Source organism: Lysinibacillus sp. RC79, from assembly GCF_041262405.1.
GTDB lineage: Bacteria > Bacillota > Bacilli > Bacillales_A > Planococcaceae > Lysinibacillus.
The window spans coordinates 1-18,280 of sequence record NZ_JBGCCD010000040.1 but is presented as its reverse complement, the minus strand read 5'-3'; the positions used below and the strand labels follow the sequence as shown (position 1 = coordinate 18,280).

At 37.6% G+C, this 18,280-nt stretch carries 17 protein-coding genes; 13 read left to right on the top strand and 4 right to left on the bottom strand.

Annotated features, from left to right (window positions below; all coding sequences use genetic code 11):
• Positions 1 to 3 precede the first annotated feature (3 nt).
• Positions 4 to 990: a metal-dependent hydrolase gene (locus ABH968_RS24595; RefSeq protein ID WP_370048247.1), complete on the bottom strand. Its 987-nt coding sequence runs from the start codon at positions 988 to 990 to the stop codon at positions 4 to 6.
• A 216-nt stretch (positions 991 to 1,206) separates the two neighbouring features.
• Between ABH968_RS24595 and mutY the strand changes: the two genes are divergently transcribed.
• From mutY to nikC, 9 genes are all read left to right on the top strand, one after another.
• Entirely contained in the window at positions 1,207 to 2,241 is a 1,035-nt protein-coding gene (gene mutY / locus ABH968_RS24590; RefSeq protein WP_370048245.1) for an A/G-specific adenine glycosylase, read from the top strand.
• A gap of 84 nt (positions 2,242 to 2,325) precedes the next feature.
• Positions 2,326 to 2,514, top strand: a complete 189-nt coding sequence (locus ABH968_RS24585; protein WP_370048243.1) for a gamma-type small acid-soluble spore protein — start codon at positions 2,326 to 2,328, stop codon at positions 2,512 to 2,514.
• Positions 2,515 to 2,881: 367 nt separating this feature from the next.
• On the top strand, positions 2,882 to 3,430 hold the full coding sequence (gene ntdP / locus ABH968_RS24580; protein WP_049668858.1) for a nucleoside tri-diphosphate phosphatase: 549 nt from the start codon (positions 2,882 to 2,884) through the stop codon (positions 3,428 to 3,430).
• Positions 3,431 to 3,652: 222 nt separating this feature from the next.
• Complete coding sequence (locus ABH968_RS24575) at positions 3,653 to 5,398, top strand: ABC transporter ATP-binding protein (protein WP_370048241.1); 1,746 nt, start codon at positions 3,653 to 3,655, stop codon at positions 5,396 to 5,398.
• Between the two features lie 315 nt (positions 5,399 to 5,713).
• Complete coding sequence (locus ABH968_RS24570; protein ID WP_370048239.1) at positions 5,714 to 6,727, top strand: ABC transporter ATP-binding protein; 1,014 nt, start codon at positions 5,714 to 5,716, stop codon at positions 6,725 to 6,727.
• Positions 6,702 to 7,691: an ABC transporter ATP-binding protein gene (locus tag ABH968_RS24565; RefSeq protein ID WP_370048237.1), complete on the top strand. Its 990-nt coding sequence runs from the start codon at positions 6,702 to 6,704 to the stop codon at positions 7,689 to 7,691. The genes ABH968_RS24570 and ABH968_RS24565 overlap by 26 nt, the downstream gene beginning before the upstream one ends.
• Before the next feature lie 21 nt (positions 7,692 to 7,712).
• Positions 7,713 to 9,329 (top strand): ABC transporter substrate-binding protein, encoded by a 1,617-nt coding sequence (locus ABH968_RS24560; RefSeq protein ID WP_370048235.1) that lies wholly within the window; start codon positions 7,713 to 7,715, stop codon positions 9,327 to 9,329.
• Between the two features lie 238 nt (positions 9,330 to 9,567).
• Positions 9,568 to 10,572, top strand: coding sequence for an ABC transporter permease (locus ABH968_RS24555; protein ID WP_370048234.1), 1,005 nt, complete (start codon positions 9,568 to 9,570; stop codon positions 10,570 to 10,572).
• Between the two features lie 15 nt (positions 10,573 to 10,587).
• Complete coding sequence (gene nikC, locus ABH968_RS24550) at positions 10,588 to 11,481, top strand: nickel transporter permease (RefSeq protein WP_370048232.1); 894 nt, start codon at positions 10,588 to 10,590, stop codon at positions 11,479 to 11,481.
• Between the two features lie 336 nt (positions 11,482 to 11,817).
• Here nikC and ABH968_RS24545 read toward each other — a convergent pair whose 3' ends face one another.
• Together ABH968_RS24545 and ABH968_RS24540 are read right to left on the bottom strand one after the other, a co-directional pair.
• On the bottom strand, positions 11,818 to 12,906 hold the full coding sequence (locus tag ABH968_RS24545; RefSeq protein WP_370048230.1) for an FUSC family protein: 1,089 nt from the start codon (positions 12,904 to 12,906) through the stop codon (positions 11,818 to 11,820).
• Between the two features lie 205 nt (positions 12,907 to 13,111).
• Entirely contained in the window at positions 13,112 to 14,398 is a 1,287-nt protein-coding gene (locus tag ABH968_RS24540; protein WP_370048229.1) for a glutamate-1-semialdehyde 2,1-aminomutase, read from the bottom strand.
• A gap of 131 nt (positions 14,399 to 14,529) precedes the next feature.
• Here ABH968_RS24540 and bcp point away from each other — a divergent pair, with 131 nt between their 5' ends.
• From bcp to perR, 3 genes are all read left to right on the top strand, one after another.
• The gene (gene bcp, locus ABH968_RS24535) at positions 14,530 to 15,006 is read left to right on the top strand and encodes a thioredoxin-dependent thiol peroxidase (RefSeq protein ID WP_370048227.1); all 477 of its coding nucleotides are present in this window, start codon (positions 14,530 to 14,532) and stop codon (positions 15,004 to 15,006) included.
• On the top strand, positions 15,003 to 15,947 hold the full coding sequence (locus ABH968_RS24530) for a D-2-hydroxyacid dehydrogenase (protein WP_370048225.1): 945 nt from the start codon (positions 15,003 to 15,005) through the stop codon (positions 15,945 to 15,947). The genes bcp and ABH968_RS24530 overlap by 4 nt, the downstream gene beginning before the upstream one ends.
• A 113-nt stretch (positions 15,948 to 16,060) precedes the next feature.
• A complete protein-coding gene (perR, locus tag ABH968_RS24525; protein WP_370048224.1) occupies positions 16,061 to 16,504 on the top strand; it encodes a peroxide-responsive transcriptional repressor PerR in 444 nt (147 codons plus the stop codon).
• 23 nt (positions 16,505 to 16,527) lie between these two features.
• On the opposite strand, the gene ABH968_RS24520 is transcribed toward perR, so the two are convergent.
• Positions 16,528 to 16,878, bottom strand: coding sequence for a YgzB family protein (locus ABH968_RS24520; RefSeq protein WP_370048222.1), 351 nt, complete (start codon positions 16,876 to 16,878; stop codon positions 16,528 to 16,530).
• Positions 16,879 to 17,086: 208 nt separating this feature from the next.
• Between ABH968_RS24520 and ABH968_RS24515 the strand changes: the two genes are divergently transcribed.
• Complete coding sequence (locus ABH968_RS24515) at positions 17,087 to 17,980, top strand: nucleotidyltransferase-like protein (RefSeq protein WP_370048221.1); 894 nt, start codon at positions 17,087 to 17,089, stop codon at positions 17,978 to 17,980.
• Positions 17,981 to 18,280: the final 300 nt, after the last annotated feature.

Here is an 18,280-nt window from a genome sequence, read left to right as displayed (position 1 = left end):
TGTTTAATTACTTGCGCCAATCTGTAATTTTTTCTGGAGTTTATCCTCTGTAAAAATCCAACCCGTGTATGAAGTGATAATCTCGTTATCATCGTTTAAATGAGCGACAGCAACGAATGGATAGCGATTATCACTTCGATAACGCAGATCAATTAATCTTACTTCTGTTAAGCCATTATCGAGTTCTGAAATTTCCCAACGATACAATGGTGAGAATGACACGAAAGCAGCGAGATTGCGATCTTTCAATGCTATTTCGATAAGAGGCGTTTTCGGTAAAGGTTCTATTTCGAATTTATCATAAATATTAACAGTTCGCCCATAAGCTCGGCCAACATAATAATGCGTTTTGGATTTAGCTGCAATTCGCCAGTGGAAGAATCGCATTGTAGGGGCTACAATAACATACTCTTCATCCTGAATTGTATTATGCACAGCATTCTTTACAGCTTTTTGGACTGCAAATCGTAAAATGTAGTAAACGATAATAATGAGATACATGATACTAAATGTCCAAACTGGATTTACACCAAATGCCCAAAGTAAAATGCCAAGGCAATGTAGTGTAAAAATAATAGGATCAAATGTATTAATGACACCAAGTGCAACCCATCTTCTAGAGATTGGCCGAAGTGCTTGTGTACCATAAGCATTGAAGATATCAACAAAGACATGAATCGCTACAGCTAAAAATGTCCAAAGCCATAAATGAAACACATTTACGTCTTGAATAATAATTGCTAAAACCGCGGTAATTAAGATGGGCCATATAGCTACTGCTGGTAGTGAATGTGTAATTCCACGATGATGTCGAATATAAATTGCGTTGTTGCGCAGTTTTAAAACAGTATCGACATCAGGTGCCTGTGAGCCAATAATTGTACCTGCCATTACTGCGGTAAAGGTCATAGAATGATTTGCTACAACGGGATCAACTAATGCAAGACCACCGAGGGCTATACCCATAACGAAATGTGTACCTGAATCCAAAAATATCCACTCCTTGTATGCATATAGATAGAGTACAATTTGCATACATGTATATTTCAATAATCCGTAATACTTGATATTTACTTAAATAAAAACAGTCGTGCTAAATATTAAAGCTAAAAAATTGACGGTTTTTGTCGTTTCTGACAGATAACCTTTTCTTAATTGTATACTCTTTTTACCATAAATAAAATCGTAAAGACGCTGGAGGTCACTGTGAATTATCCATATGTAACAGAATTTCGACAATCTTTAGTCGAATGGTTTAATGTTGAGAAACGTGATTTACCTTGGAGGCATACTACGGACCCTTATAAGATCTGGGTATCAGAAGTGATGCTACAGCAAACACGTGTCGACACAGTTATTCCTTATTACAATCGTTTCATGGAAAGTTTTCCAACATTAGAATTACTCGCGGAAGCTCCACAAGAATACTTATTGAAGCATTGGGAAGGCCTCGGCTATTATTCCCGTGCACGTAATTTACAAGCAGGTGTTCGTGAGGTATTAGAAAACTACGGTGGTGTAGTACCTGATAATCGCCATGAGATTTCAAAATTAAAAGGCGTTGGTCCATATACCGCTGGAGCTATTTTAAGTATTGCCTATAATAAGCCCGAACATGCAGTTGATGGTAATGTTATGCGCGTTTTAAGTCGGGTGCTTAATATTCATGATGATATAGCAGTTCCAAAGACTAAAAAGATTTTTGAAGCGGCTGTTGAAGAACTGATAGATTCAGAAAATACATCGTCCTTCAATCAAGGCTTAATGGAGCTTGGTGCACTTATTTGTACGCCAACTTCACCAAAGTGCTTATTATGTCCAGTTCGAGAATACTGTACCGCTTTTAATGAAGGTGAGCCGGAAAAATTACCTATCAAATCTAAAAAAGTAAAGATGAAGCATATCACATACGATGTGCTTGTATGTCAAGATGACAAAGGTCGAATTTTATTGGAGCAGCGTCCAGCAGAGGGTTTACTAGCTAATCTATGGCAGTTTCCAATGCTTGAACACGGTAAAAATTCAATAGATACTTTTATTGATGATTATGCTATGAATGTTCAATCGCAACAGGATTTGTTAACATTTAAACATGTTTTTTCACATTTAACCTGGCATATAAATAGCTATTTTATGAAATGCAATTCAGCAGTAAAGGGCGAATGGCTGAATCGCGAACAAATAGAATTATTACCAATGCCCGTTCCAATGCTGAAAATTTGGCAAGAAATTAAGGATTAATCAAGAAAATAATATTTATAAAAATTTATGAGCATAAAACCATTCACCTCGGTACACAATAATGAGCGTGGAGGTGAATGAATAATGAAAAAGCAAAACAACAACCAAAATTTACAACCGAATAAAAACATGCAACGTCAAAGCCAAGAATTTGGTTATGAAACAGACGTTACAGACGCTAATGAAGTGCAAAAGAAAAATGCTAAAGCAGAGCAAAACAAAGCTCAAGCATCAGGTAACTTCAATAAAACTAACCAAGATCTTGGTGAATAACACTTTGTAATTGCATAATTGCATTTACCTCTAAGGAGCTGTCTAAAATCGAAAAGATTAAAAAAGGCAGCTCCTTTTAAATTTAAAATTTGATTGCTCAGGAAGTAAGGAGAATGGCTCGGATAGCCGAGAAAACCGCTCAAATTCAGAAGAAAAAACCCCGATCCGACCTATAAAAATAAACAAATAATTCCAATCAAGTTGTTGTTATGATAAAATTCGCTTCAAATTAACGAAATTTTGTACAAATTTAAAAGAGCGCAGGGAAATTTGTGGTTTTCTAACTACACCTTTCGCGTACACATTGCTATAATATACTAGAGACTGCTAGATTTAGGTAGCATAGACGAAAAGGTGGGCTTCAAAAATGGCAATACCGGTAGAAGGAGAAACGATACAAATACATAGTTATAAGCACAATGGCCGTATCCACCGTGTTTGGCAAGAAACAACGGTTTTAAAAGGAACGAAAAATATCGTTATCGGTGCGAATGAACGGACACTTGTGACAGAATCCGATGGTCGTACGTGGCTAACGAGAGAGCCTTCTATTTGTTATTTCCATGCGGAGCACTGGTTTAACATCATTTGCATGCTACGTGAGGACGGTGTGTATTATTATTGTAATCTAAGCTCACCATTTGTTTTCGATAATAATGCCATTAAATATATTGACTATGATTTAGACATTAAAGTTTTCCCTGATATGTCTTATTCACTCTTAGATGAGGATGAATATGAGCTACATAGTAAGGAAATGTCTTATCCAGATGTCATAGATAAAATTTTAAAGCGCAATGTCGATAAATTAATTAGCTGGATTCAACAAAAAAGAGGACCCTTTGCACCTGATTTCATCGATGCCTGGACAAGCCGTTATAAGTTTCAGCTCGATATGCAAGCAGATGATTGTTAGAAGCACCTATTAGTTTTACTAATGGGTGTTTTTTTATGTCTTAAATAATCTAATTTCAAAATAGTTAGTGATAAAGCTAAATTAACTGTATTTCAAGCAAAATATTGCTATAATACGTTTGGGCATTCAATTTGTGGATGTCTGTTTCTTTTTATGTGCGAAGTGGCTCATTTGCTTAATTTACATAAGAGCGAGGCTTTTAAATAAGGATGTGATAATGAATTGGGTAGTATAAAGCGTTATATGAGATTTGTAAAACCATATACATGGGAAATTATTTTAACGGTTTTAATTGGTATAGTGAAATTTGCGATTCCGTTATTTATCCCATTACTCATAAAAATTGTGTTAGATGATATTATTGATGCAAATCATCTAACCGATGCAGAGAAGACAAAAGAACTGTTTTATTGGTTAGGTGGTACGATCATTGTATTCTTTATTATTCGACCACCGATTGAGTATTACCGTCAATATTTTGCTCAGCATGTTAGTAACAAGGTGCTTTTCGATATTCGAAAACAGATATATGCACATTTACAACGACTAAGTTTAAGATACTATGCAAATACAAGAGCTGGCGATGTTATTTCAAGAGTGATTAATGATGTGGAACAAACAAAAAACTTTATCATGACAGGTTTGATGAATGTTTGGCTCGACCTTGCGACAATTGTTATTGCTATCGGTATTATGTTCGCCATGGATGTAAAACTTACGCTAGTAGCATTGATTGCGTTCCCATTCTATGCATTTAGCGTGAAGTACTTCTTTGGTAAACTACGATCTTTAACACGTAAACGGTCACAAGCACTTGCAGGTGTGCAAAGTTATTTGCATGAACGTGTAGCTGGAATGAGTATTATTAAAAGCTTCACGTTAGAAAAGCATGAGCAAAAATTATTCGATGAAGCAAACGGTGAATTTTTAGAGAAAGCGCTGGATCATACGAAATGGAATGCTAAATCCTTTGCAGTGGTGAATACAATCACGGATGTAGCACCACTCCTAGTAATTGCTTATGCAGGTTATCAGGTTATTAATGGAGATCTTTCAGTCGGGACGATGGTTGCCTTTATTGCCTATATCGAACGACTGTATGGTCCACTTCGTCGCCTTGTAAGTTCATCGACAATGTTAACACAGTCATTCGCATCAATGGATCGAATGTTTGAATTAATAGACGAACCCTATGAAATAAAAAACAAGGCTAATGCGGTAGAGTTACCTCGGGTAAAGGGTGAAGTTCGTTTTGATAATGTGAACTTTCAATATGAAGAAGAGGGCTCACAAATTTTAAACAACATCAATTTTACAATTAATCCTGGGGAGACAGTTGCGTTTGTAGGAATGAGTGGTGGAGGAAAATCAACCATCATTAGTTTAATTCCTCGCTTTTATGATGCAACGAGTGGCAACGTATGTATTGATGACTATGATGTTCGTGACGTATCTTTACATTCTTTACGCTCACAAATTGGAATAGTCCTACAGGATAATATTTTGTTTAGTGATTCAGTAAAAGAGAATATTTTAATGGGCAAGCCAGATGCATCTGATGAAGAGGTCATTGCTGCGGCACAAGCGGCAAATGCTCATGATTTTATTATGAGCTTGCCAAATGGCTATGACACAAAGGTTGGGGAGCGCGGTGTGAAGTTATCGGGTGGACAAAAGCAGCGAGTAGCGATCGCCCGTGTATTTTTAAAAAATCCACCTATTTTAATACTGGATGAAGCGACCTCTGCATTGGATTTAGAAAGTGAGGCACTTATTCAAGAATCATTGGAAATACTTGCACATGAACGCACGACCATTATAATTGCTCACCGACTTTCTACAATTACACATGCAGATAAAATTTTGGTTATAGATCATGGACAATTAATTGAAAGTGGTACGCACGAGCAATTGATGCAAAAAGAAGGAACCTACTTTAATTTATTCCAGGTGCAACATTTAGATTGATATACCACGGTATAACAGAAAAAATCTGATTCACAAACGAATTCCATACCTAAATTTTGCTGATGAGTCAATAATCTAAAAATAGCCTTCCGTTTAACATAAACGGAGGGCTATTTTTTTGTCTTATTTATAAAATATTATTGATTAGTAAGATATTATTAATACGAAACTCGAACGATGTAGAAAATCCATGTTAATTGCAGAATAATTATGATTGAAAGAGCAATATTTTTTGATTAGAATTATCTGAAAATAGAGAATTAAGTGACGGTTATGTAATTAAGTGAAAATATGGGTGGGATGGGGCGATTGATCATGAGAAAAAAGCTGCTAGAAATAAAAGGCTTAAAGACAACCTTTTTTACAGATGATGGACAAATTCCTGCCGTTGATGATATCGATTTTTCTGTTCATGAGGGTGAAATATTAGGGATTGTAGGGGAATCGGGAAGTGGAAAAAGTGTCACATCTCTATCCATTATGGGTTTAATACCGTCACCGCCTGGAAAAATAACAGGGGGAGAAATACTATTAGATAGCAAAAACCTCGTCACATTATCGGATAAACAAATGCAGAAAATTCGTGGAAAAGATGTGGCGATGATTTTTCAGGAGCCTATGACATCCTTAAATCCTTTGTTTACAATTGGAGATCAGCTAAAAGAAGCGATTTTAATTCATAATCCAAAATGGTCGAAAAAAGAAGCCTCTGCAAGGGCAATTGAAATTATGAAGCTTGTAGGTCTACCACGTGCTGAGGAATTATTAAAAGATTATCCGCATCAGTTATCTGGGGGAATGCGACAACGAGTCATGATTGCAATGGCGCTTGCCTGTGATCCGAAGGTGCTAATTGCTGATGAGCCGACTACTGCATTAGATGTGACGATTCAAGCTCAAATCTTGCAACTTATGAAAGATTTAAATAAACGTTTAAATACAGCTGTGTTATTAATTACACATGATTTAGGCGTTGTAGCAGAAACATGCGAGCGAGTTATTGTGATGTATGCAGGTCAGATTGTAGAGGAGGCACCTATTCAGGAGATATTCGTTAATCCAAAGCACCCTTATACACAGGGGCTTATTAAATCTGTACCGGATATGCGTTATAAAAAGGACAACCTTTACTCTATACCAGGCAGTGTACCAAAGCCCGGAAGTATTCAGGAAGGCTGTCGTTTTGCAGCACGTTGCGAATTTGCGATGGATCGCTGTGTACGAGAAACACCACCTTTATATGAAGCAGCAGAGCAGCATAAATCGAGATGTTTTTTACTAGAGAAACAGGAGGTGGAGCACCATGCCGAAAGTGTTGTTGAAAGTTGATGGTTTAAAAAAATATTTCCCCATTCGGAAGGGTGTCCTGAATACACAGGTTGGAGACGTAAAGGCAGTGGATGATGTTTCCTTTGAAGTGTTTGAAGGAGAAACATTAGGCATTGTAGGTGAGTCCGGGTGTGGTAAATCAACGACTGGTCGACTTTTAATGCGATTGCTTGAACCGACAGAGGGCGAGATTGAATTCGCAGGTAAGATGATTTCAGAATTATCGAACAATGAAATGCGTAAAGCCCGTAGAGACATTCAAATGATTTTCCAAGATCCTTATGCCTCTCTTAATCCTAGGCATAATATTGGAAAAATATTGGAGGAGCCTCTTATTGTTCATGGAATGGGCAATGCAAAGGAACGGAAACAGAAGGTTTTAGAGCTTCTCGAAATTGTTGGGTTAAATGAATATCATGTGAAACGTTATCCGCATCAATTTAGTGGTGGTCAAAGACAGCGTATCGGTATTGCCCGTGCTCTAATGACGAATCCTCGTTTGATTATTGCGGACGAGCCTGTCTCTGCACTCGATGTGTCAATACAGGCGCAAGTATTGAATTTATTGCAAAACTTACAAAAGGACTTAAAGCTAACTTATATTTTTATCTCCCATGATTTAGGGGTTGTACGCCATATTAGTAATCGTGTAGGTGTGATGTATTTAGGGAAATTAGTGGAGTTGACAGCAAGCGAGGATTTATATGCTGAGCCACTTCACCCATATACTCAGGCACTGCTATCCTCGGTACCTGTTCCAGATCCTACGTTTGAACGTGAACAGCTCATTATTTCTGGAGATATTCCAAGTGCTTCGAATCCGCCAAGCGGGTGCACTTTCCATACGAGATGTCCATTTAAAAAAGAAGAATGTTCTCAAGTAGTTCCGAAAATGCAAGAAGTGAAACCGGGTCATTATGTTGCTTGCCATCTTTATGATGCAATCCAACATTCAATGATATAAAAAAACTTAGGGGGAAATTCAATGAAGAAAAAGAAGCTTTGGACTTTGGGTGTAATGCTTATCCTTGTTCTTTCGACGATCTTAGCAGCTTGTGGCGGCTCAGATACTAAGGATACGGGTAGTAAAGATACTTCAAGTGGTGGCGATTCAGCTAGCAGTGGCGGACCAAAAACATTAGTATATGGTCGTGGTGGTGATTCAGTAGCACTAGACCCTGCAGTTGTAACTGATGGTGAATCATTCACGGTTACAGCGAATATATATGAAACATTAGTGAATTTTGGCGAGAAAGATGTAACAATTCAACCAGGTTTGGCGAAATCATGGGAGCCGTCAGAAGATGGTTTAACATACACATTCCAGCTTCAAGAAGGTGTAAAGTTCCATGATGGTACTGATTTCAATGCAGAAGCAGTGGTTAAAAATTTTGAGCGTTGGAAAGCTGGTGCTGATAAACACCCTTATTACAGCTCCCAATTTGTAGTAGGTGACAAGCAAGTGATTGAATCGGTAACTGCTAAAGATGATCATACTGTTGTATTCAAACTTAGCCAGCCACAGGCACCATTCCTGAAAAATTTAGCGATGTCTCCTTTTGCAATTGCTTCTCCAACAGCTTTTGAAGCAAATGAAGAAGGCTTATCTACAAATCCAGTAGGTACGGGTCCATTCAAATTTGTGAGCTGGGTACGTAATAATGCAATTACTATTGAAAAAAACCCAGATTACTATATTGATGGTTTACCGAAATTAGATAAAGTAATCTATCGTTCGATTCCAGATAACTCTGCACGTTTAATGGATTTAACTGCAGGCAATATTGATGTTGCTGATGGTTTAAGTCCATCTGATAAAGCTTCAATCGAATCAAACTCAAAATTACAATTAATCGAACGTCCTTCTATGAATGTTGGTTATCTTGGATTAACAGTAACACGTCCACCATTTGATAATGTAAAAGTTCGTCAAGCAGTAAATTATGCAATCGATAAACAAGCTTTAGTAGATGCATTCTATGAAGGCTTAGCGGTGCCAGCGAAAAATCCTATGCCTCCAGTAATTTCAGGCTACAACGATGACATTAAAGGCTATGAATATGATCCAGAAAAAGCAAAATCATTATTAGCTGAGGCCGGCTATGATGGAAAAGAAATCGAGCTATGGGCAATGCCAGTACCACGTCCATACATGCCAGACGGACAAAAAGTAGCAGAAGCTATTCAAAAGAACTTAGAAGATGTGGGTATTAAATCTAAAATTGTATCTTTTGAATGGGCTACTTATTTAGAAAAAGCGCAAAATGGTGAAGCAGATGCGTTCTTACTTGGTTGGACAGGTGATAACGGAGATGCGGATAACTTCCTTTATACTTTATTAGATGGGGATAACATTGGTTCCAACAACTATACATTCTATGACAACAAAGAATTACACAAACTTTTAGTAGCTGCACAAACTGAAGTTAATGAGGACAAGCGTAATGAATTTTACAAGAAAGCACAAGATATTATCTCTAAAGATGCTCCATGGGTTCCGCTTGCTCACTCTACTCCAATTTTAGCTGCTAACACTAAAGTTACAAACTATATTGCACATCCAACAGGTTCTGACCGTTTAGCTAATGTAGATATGAAGTAGGCATAAAAGGGTTTTCTAATTTAAGAGGGAATTTTAAAGAATCTGCTTGCTTTCTGCGGGTAAGCCGTAGAAATCTTGCGGATTCTTTTTACAGTTTGAATGATTATTTCTGTATGGAAGACCAATCATCAATCGTTAAAACCGTTTGGTGAAGGCTGACCCTTTCTACAGTATGTGTAAAGACTTCAATGCTTTTCATGCAAAAGTATATTATGAAAATAACAGAGGGGTGAAGAAGATGCTTCACTATATGGGAAGACGTTTGTTTCAATTAATCCCAGTTTTGCTTGGAATGACTTTTATCGTCTTCATGTTAATTCGTGCAATTCCTGGTAATCCAGCACAAGTAATTTTAGGACAGCAGGCAACGAAAGAAGCGGTCGAAGCGTTAAACGCAAGTTTAGGATTAAATAAGCCGTGGTATACACAATATTTTAGTTATTTAGGTGGCATTTTTCAGGGGGATTTAGGGGTATCATTACGTACTAAATTACCCGTATCAGAAGAAATTTTCCCTTATTTAGCGGCAACAGCTGAGCTAGCACTATTTGCCATGATTATAGCTGTGATAGTTGGAGTAAATGCAGGCATTATATCTGCATGGTTCCAAAATTCTTGGTTCGACTATGTGGCAATGGTAGTTGCCTTAATTGGGGTGTCTGTACCAGTTTTCTGGCTTGGTTTAATGGAACAATGGGCTTTCAGTAATCAGCTCGGCTGGTTCCCGACATCAGGTCGAGAAGATGTGCGAGATCCAATAACCGCCATTACTCATTTTTATTTACTGGATACGTTACTACATGGCCGCTTTGATCAATTTACTGAAGTGTTAAAGCGATTAGTATTACCTGGCATAGCTCTCGCGACAATTCCTATGGCGATTATTGCAAGAATGACTAGATCGTCTATGCTTGAAGTAATGCGCTCTGACTATGTACGCACCGCCAGAGCAAAGGGACAAAAAATGTTTATTGTTGTTTATAAGCATGCATTAAAAAATGCCGTTATTCCAGTGTTAACAGTAATCGGTTTGCAAACAGGGTTACTGTTAGGTGGTGCCATTTTAACAGAGACAATTTTCAGCTGGCCTGGAATTGGTCGTTATATTTATGATGCCATTGGCTTCCGAGACTATCCTGTTATTCAATCAGGTATTTTAATAATTGCTTTTATTTTTATCATGATTAACTTAATTGTGGATTTACTGTATACGGTGATCGATCCACGGATTAAATACAAATAGAGGGGAGAAGCGATAATGACTGGAGCGATAGATATAAAAACAGAAGTAGCACCAAGTCGTGAACGAGCGTTAGGTCCTTGGAGAGAAGGCTGGCGTAGCTTTAAAAAGAGCAAAATCTCCCTAGTAGGTGCAGGCATTGTACTATTTTTTATTATACTTGCTATAGTTGGCCCGATGATTGCTCCCGAAGGAATTAATGATCAAAATTTTTCGAAGCGTTTATTAGCACCATCAAGTGAGCATTGGTTTGGCACAGATGACTTTGGTCGGGATATTTTCTCTAGAATTATACATGGAGCAAGAATTTCTTTGTGGGTAGGCTTTTTTTCGGTTATTCTTTCTGTAATTGTAGGTAGCTTACTGGGCATTATTGCAGGTTATTATGGAAGATGGATTGATACGATTATCTCGCGTATTTTCGATATTATGTTAGCATTCCCTAGTATTTTACTAGCTATTGCAGTAGTAGCAGTGCTTGGACCATCCTTACAAAATGCATTGATTGCTATAGCCATTATAAACGTGCCGAATTTCGGGCGCCTGATTCGTTCGAAAGTATTGAGTGTAAAAGAAGAGGAATACATCGTAGCAGCAAAGGCGATCGGAATGCGTGATTCACGAATTTTATTCTCGCATATTTTGCCAAACTCGATGACGCCAATCATTGTGCAAGGAACGCTAGCGATAGCGACAGCGATTATTGAAGCGGCAGCACTAGGCTTCCTAGGATTAGGAGCTCAAGCACCAGCACCAGAATGGGGGAAAATGCTGGCGGATGCCCGCGTATTTTTATTAAAGGCGCCGTGGACGATGATTTTCCCAGGCTTAGCTATTATGTTAACGGTTCTCGGTTTTAATCTAATGGGGGACGGTCTGCGTGATGCGCTTGATCCGAAAATGAAAAGTTAATAGAAAAGAGCGAAGGGATGGATATAATGCCAACCCTTCGCTCTTTTGTGCGCTTCAACTCGGCACAAAACCGATTCCGATTCCGTGACATCCGCCGGAGGCTTTGGGCCAACGTGATGTTGGTCACTCAGTCGTTGCCACAGGACGTGGCGTTCTTAGACTGAGTTCCTCTATTTCAGCGGATGTTTGGACACCCGCTAAAAAGTGACTTAAACCCGCATTCATCTCACCACCTATCGAGGTGGGAGACTTCTGTACCTGTCGCTACGCTTTCGGTACAAAATACATTTGTAGCTGACGCTTCGCTTTCGCTACCAAAACACTTGCTGAAAGAAGTTAAATGAATTCTTCTTCAAATTCCACATTAATTTCATGACCATGATGAGTTTGGTACGACACGATGAGCGTATCTAAATGCTCTAGGTTTTCTTCGTAATCTAAAATACGCGATAAAATATAAAGCAAGTGATAGCTCGAGAATTCTGTATCGCCTTCCTCATGCGCATAACTGATCTGTTTAATGAATATTTCCATTAACTCGTTACGCTGCACATAATCGATGTTTTTACTCCACTCGGAATGTTCGGGCTTTAATTTCCCTGTATATTTTAATAGTAGCTGCTCATGGTAAGTTAGCAGGAAATCCAGTCGCTCTTGAATCATTATATGAAATTGCGTCGGTAGCTGTGATAATTCGTTTTCGTGATTATGAAGACGATGTAGTAGCTCTAAACTTTTCTTTGACGTTGTGATCATTTGACGATAAACAACTAATTTACGTGCTTTTACAAACTTTTTATTTTTAAAGTAATTACGCTCTTCCTTAAAAAAATCATACAGTGTGTCAACTCGTTGCATACGAGACTTAAATTTGCTTAATGCTTCTTTTGTAGAAGTATGCTCAGATGCCTGGCGAACAGCAAGTCGCGTCCATCGGATAATATCATCCTGTAAAAAGTAAATCTTACGGAAAAGCTTTACTTCATATTTTGGTGGTAGGAAGAACAGATTAACAACAAATGCTGCTAGCACCCCAACTAATATGGTAATAAAGCGAATAAGACCAAATGTAAGAAAGTCATCTCCTTGAAACTCCATAATAGCTACAACTGTAACAAGTGCTAGTGACAATGACTTTTCAAGTTTAAATTTCAACATTATACCGATAGCAACAATGACGGCAATGCCAATTGCTACTACATGGTGGCTGAAAAGCAAGCCAAAAATGACCGCGATGGTAGCTCCTATAATATTGGCTTGTATTTGCTCAACAATCGTTTGATAGGAGCGATAAATAGATGGCTGAATCGCAAAGATGGCTGCAATTCCTGCAAAAACAGGTGAAGGTAGCTCTAGCAGCTCAGCAATAAATAGTGCAAACACGATGGCGACACCAGTTTTAAATACACGGGCACCTAATTTCATAGAAAATGGATGTCCTTTCTGTCTAAAATTTTAAGCTTCCTTACATTATAGAAGGAAGTGCTCATAAAATACATAGATTTGTATGTCATTTAAAGAAAAAGACGACCCACAAGGGAGTCGTCTTTAAAATTTAATCGCTATAGATAATCTAGATACTATTATAAATTGCTCTTCTCACTAAGCGTTTAGCCTTTACATTTACAAATTACAATTGTGAAAATGCAATATCGACCGCTTTAATTGTTTCAAGAATATCTGCTTCTGTATGTTCTGTTGTTAAGAACCAAGCTTCATATTTTGATGGAGCTAAATTAATGCCTTGTGCAAGCATTAATTTAAAGAAGCGTCCAAAGATCTCACCGTCTGAGTTTTCAGCTTGCTCATAGTTTTCTACTGTCACATCTGTAAAGTAAATTGTAAGAGCACCTTTAAGGCGATTAATAGTAATTGTTACATCATGTTTTTTGGCTGCAGTCAGAATACCTTCTTCTAAAATGGCTCCAAGACGATCCATTTCGTCATAAATTCCTGGAGTTTGTAATACTTCTAGGCAGGCAATACCAGCTTGCATGGATGCAGGGTTTCCTGCCATTGTGCCTGCTTGATAGGCAGGTCCAAGTGGAGCAACTGTATCCATAATTTCTTTACGACCGCCGTATGCACCAATCGGTAAACCACCGCCGATTACTTTACCAAGTGCAGTTAGGTCAGGAGTTAAGCCTAATAAGGTTTGAGCACTACCATAGTGGAAGCGGAAAGCAGTAATAACTTCATCGTAAATAGTTAATGCACCTTTTTCCTTTGCTGTGGCATGAACTAATTCTAGGAAGCCAGGGTTAGGCTCTACAATACCGAAGTTTCCAACGATAGGCTCTATTAAAATAGCTGCGATTTGATCGCCCCATTTATCCATTGCTTCTGTAAATGCTTCAGGGTTGTTAAATGGTACAGTAATTACTTCCGCTGCTGTTGAAGTTGTAACACCAGCTGAGTCTGGAGTACCTAATGTTGCAGGACCAGAACCAGCAGCTACTAGTACTAAGTCAAAGTGACCATGGTAGCAACCAGCGAATTTCATAATTTTTGTACGACCAGTATAAGCACGTGCAACACGAATTGTTGTCATTACAGCTTCTGTACCAGAGTTATTAAAGCGTACTTTATCCATAGATGGGATTGCTTCTTTTAGCATTTTAGCAAAAGTAACCTCATATTCAGTTGGAGTCCCAAACAAAGTTCCATTTTCAGCTGCGTGTGTAATAGCCTTTGCGATATGTGGGTGACCGTGACCAGTAACGATTGGACCGTAAGCTGCTAGATAGTCGATATAACGGTTGCCATCAACATCCCAAAAATAAGCACCTTTCCCACGAGCCATTGCAACAGGTGAACCTCCGCCAACTGCTTTATAAGAACGAGAAGGGCTATTTACACCACCAACGATATGCTGTAGCGCTTCTGCGTGTACTGCTTCAGATTTTGTGTGATTCATATATATTGCCTCCTAAATCTTTATACTTCATCTATTGTAGACCTATCAGTGCAAGAAATCCAAAGAAATTAAGGGATATGATTTGTTTTACTATTTAGAGTAAAATAGAGCGTACAGAGGAGGAGATTGATATGGCTTTAATAGAAGGTAAAAAAGCACCTGATTTTTCCCTTATAAATGAAAAAGAAGAAATAGTAAAGTTAGCGGATTTCAAAGGACAAAATGTTATTTTATATTTTTATCCTAAAGATATGACACCAGGCTGTACGACGGAGGCTTGTGACTTCCGTGATAAGAACGAGGATTTTAGTAAATTAAATGCAGTTGTACTTGGCATTAGCCCTGACGAAGCAAAAAAGCATACCAAATTTATAGATAAGCATGGATTACCATTCTCGCTATTAGTGGATGAGGATCATGCCGTAGCAGAAGCGTATGGCGTGTGGGTGCTGAAGAAGATGTATGGACGTGAATATATGGGGATAGAACGTTCGACATTTTTAATTGATACAGAAGGAAATCTCATAAAGGCTTGGCGTAAAGTACGTGTGAAAAATCATATTGAAGAAGTATATACATATTTAGCAGAATGGGAGGTGACTCAATGAGAATTTATTTTACGTTTGAACCAAGACCAAATTTACGTGAACCACTAGTAGCAGAATTTCCACAAGTTGATTTTATTTTTGAAAATGGCTTATCAAACGATGAGTTACAACAAGCGGATGTGCTTGTCACCTATGGTGAAGATTTAAATGATGAAAATATGCAGTATGCGACAAAGCTTAAATGGATATTTGTAGCTTCAGCGGGGATCGAAAAAATGCCAGCTCAGGCCATTGTTGAACGAGGGATATTAGTTTCGAATGTACGTGGCATTCATAAAACACCAATGGCAGAATCAATGCTTGCACATATTTTAGCGATTAAGCGTGCACTACCTTGGATGTATGAACAGCAGAAGAAAAGCGAATGGTCAAAAAAAGCGAAACAAACCGAGTTGCGGGATAGTACAGCACTTATTTTAGGACCTGGAGCTATTGGTTCGGAAGTAGGTCGCTTATTGCAAGCGTTTGGTGTTGTGACAATTGGCTGTAACCGTTCAGGGAACGAAGCGGCATATATGAATGAGATGGTGAGCTTCGATCAACTAATCGAAGCTTTACCTAAGGCCGATATTGTCATTTCTGTATTACCTAAAACAGAAGAGACGACACATTTATTGAAAGAACAACATTTTAAAGCGATGAAAAATGATGCCATTTTCATGAATTTTGGTCGTGGAAACTTAGTAGAGGAAAACGCTTTGATACATGCCATTCAAGCAGGTGAAATTGGTTATGCTGTTTTAGATGTATTTGAACAAGAGCCTTTAGCTGAGAATCATCCTTTATGGACTTTTTCGAATGTCATTGTGTCTCCGCATATTTCAAGTCACTCATCTCGCTATGTTGAACGCAGCTTAGAAATCTTTAAGCCAAGTTTAGAGAAGTGGTTACGTGGTGAAACTGATTTAGAAAATATGATGGATTTATCAAGAGGTTATTGAATTAATCCTAATTAAACTGAAATGTGTATGATTGTTGACAGAAGTAAGCTTAATTCGATACACTAATTATAACAATTATAAATTAATAATCTTTATGGAAGAGGTGCATGACGATGTCTGAAACGCATTTACAGGATGCACTTGACACGTTAAAAACAACTGGTGTTCGTATTACTCCTCAGCGTCATGCTATTTTGGAATATTTAATTCAAACAATGGCACATCCAACTGCCGATGAAATTTATAAAGCACTTGAAGGGAAATTCCCAAATATGAGTGTAGCGACCGTCTATAATAACCTTCGCGTATTTCGTGAAGTTGGTCTAGTAAAAGAACTAACTTTTGGTGATGCTTCAAGTCGCTTTGATTTCGTTACAAACGATCATTATCATATGATTTGTGAATGCTGTGGAACAATAGTCGACTTCCATTATCCTGGTCTCGACGAAATTGAACATTTTGCATCACAAGTAACAGGCTTTGATGTGCATTCGCATCGTTTGGAAATTTACGGCACTTGCCCATCGTGTAAAGATGTATCTGCAAAAGTACAATAAAAAATTCCTAGCTCTTATGGGGGCTAGGAATTTTTTGTCTTATTATAAGATTGGTCGAACTCTTTTCCTTCTAGAGTTGGATCCAGCGTTAACGGTTCGTTGCAGTACATACACATATCTACACGACCTAATATTTTTGTGTACTTATGGCAATTAGGACATTCCACTTGAACAGCTTTTGTTGAGAGCAGTCCAATCCATGCATATACGACTGTACTACCAATAATACAAAGTACACCAAGAGTCATGAAAATTAATACTAGAATAGGATTGTTTTTAAAGAAGATTCCCCCATACATAACTACAAAGCCGATAAAAATAAGTGCTAATGCGAATGAACGGATTTTATTAATTTTACTTTTGTAAGGTTTCATTTTCATCTTGCCTCCCAATCTAAAATCTACTATAACATATAAGAACAAAGTATTTTAGCTTTGATAACGTGGAAAGAAGGAATACTTTTAGAGTATGTCGAAATTTTAACGAAATCAATTTCGCCTAGGCGTTATTGAGTCCGGTGAAAATCCGTGACACCCACCGTATGAAGATAAAAGGTCATTAGCAAATAGAGGGGGACTAAACATGGAACAAGTTTTGCGTCCGATATACCAGGAGCGTGCAAGTCAGTCGAATACATTAGGCGTTATTTTAGTGGGAAAACGCGAAGAAAAAAGTAATGTTACAGATACATTTGATACAGTCTTACTTATTATTGTAAAGGAAGCAGAAAAGCCAGTCTTTACGAAACATTACTTATATGAAGGAAATAAAGTAGCTTTACATACAGTTACTGAGAAAATAATACGAAAATGGTTGCTTATTGGCTCAAATAAAAAAGTGGTCGACTGGATTTTCTTTGGTAGAGTATTATTTGATCGTAATGAATTTCTTCATAAATTAAAAATTGAATTACAGGAGTTTCCGTTTAGTGGTCGTAAAATCAAAACTGGCATTCAATTTTCAAAGTTAATTCGACGTTACTTAGAAGGAAAAGAATACTTTGATAAGGGTAGCTATCTCGATGCTTATAATCATGTAGTAGATTCGTTACATCATTTGGGCCGTTTATCCATCATTGATAGTGGACTTTATCCTGAAGTAACTGTTTGGGCACAGGTGAAAAAAATAGAACCAGCGATTTATAAATTATACGAGGAGCTTGTTACAAGTAATGAACCGATAGAAAAACGGTTAGAACTATTGTTTTTAGCAAGTGAGTTTTTAATACATTCACGTACTCGGGACGGCGCTCAACATATTTTAGAAGTAATGCAAACAAAAGAGACTTGGACAATTCAGGAATTGCATGATCATGATGAGCTCATGAATTACTCAGTTGATTTAGAAGTGTTTGTAGAATATTTAGTGGACAAAGGCTATATTCAAATTGTACCTATCGTTGCGAAAAGTGAAATGATATTCCACCGTCATTATAAGGTAAATAAAGAAGCCCTAGAAATGGAGCAAGGACTGTAGTATGCTAGTAATCGAGGTATGAAAAATACCTCGATATTTTTTTATAAAAAGTTATTGACTTTTAATTCGTTGATATTGTATTATATTAATTGTCGCTAAGACATTACGAAAAAAATCAATGAATGAAAAAACTTTTTGAAAAAAAGTTGTTGACACAAATTGAGCTAAATGTTAATATGAAGAAGTCGCCGAAAAACAACGGCTACGAAATGAACCTTGAAAACTGAACAAGCAAAACGTAATCAATAAAGTTTTTAGTAGCTAACCTTGAGTTGGTGAACGAAACAAAATTTTGGACAT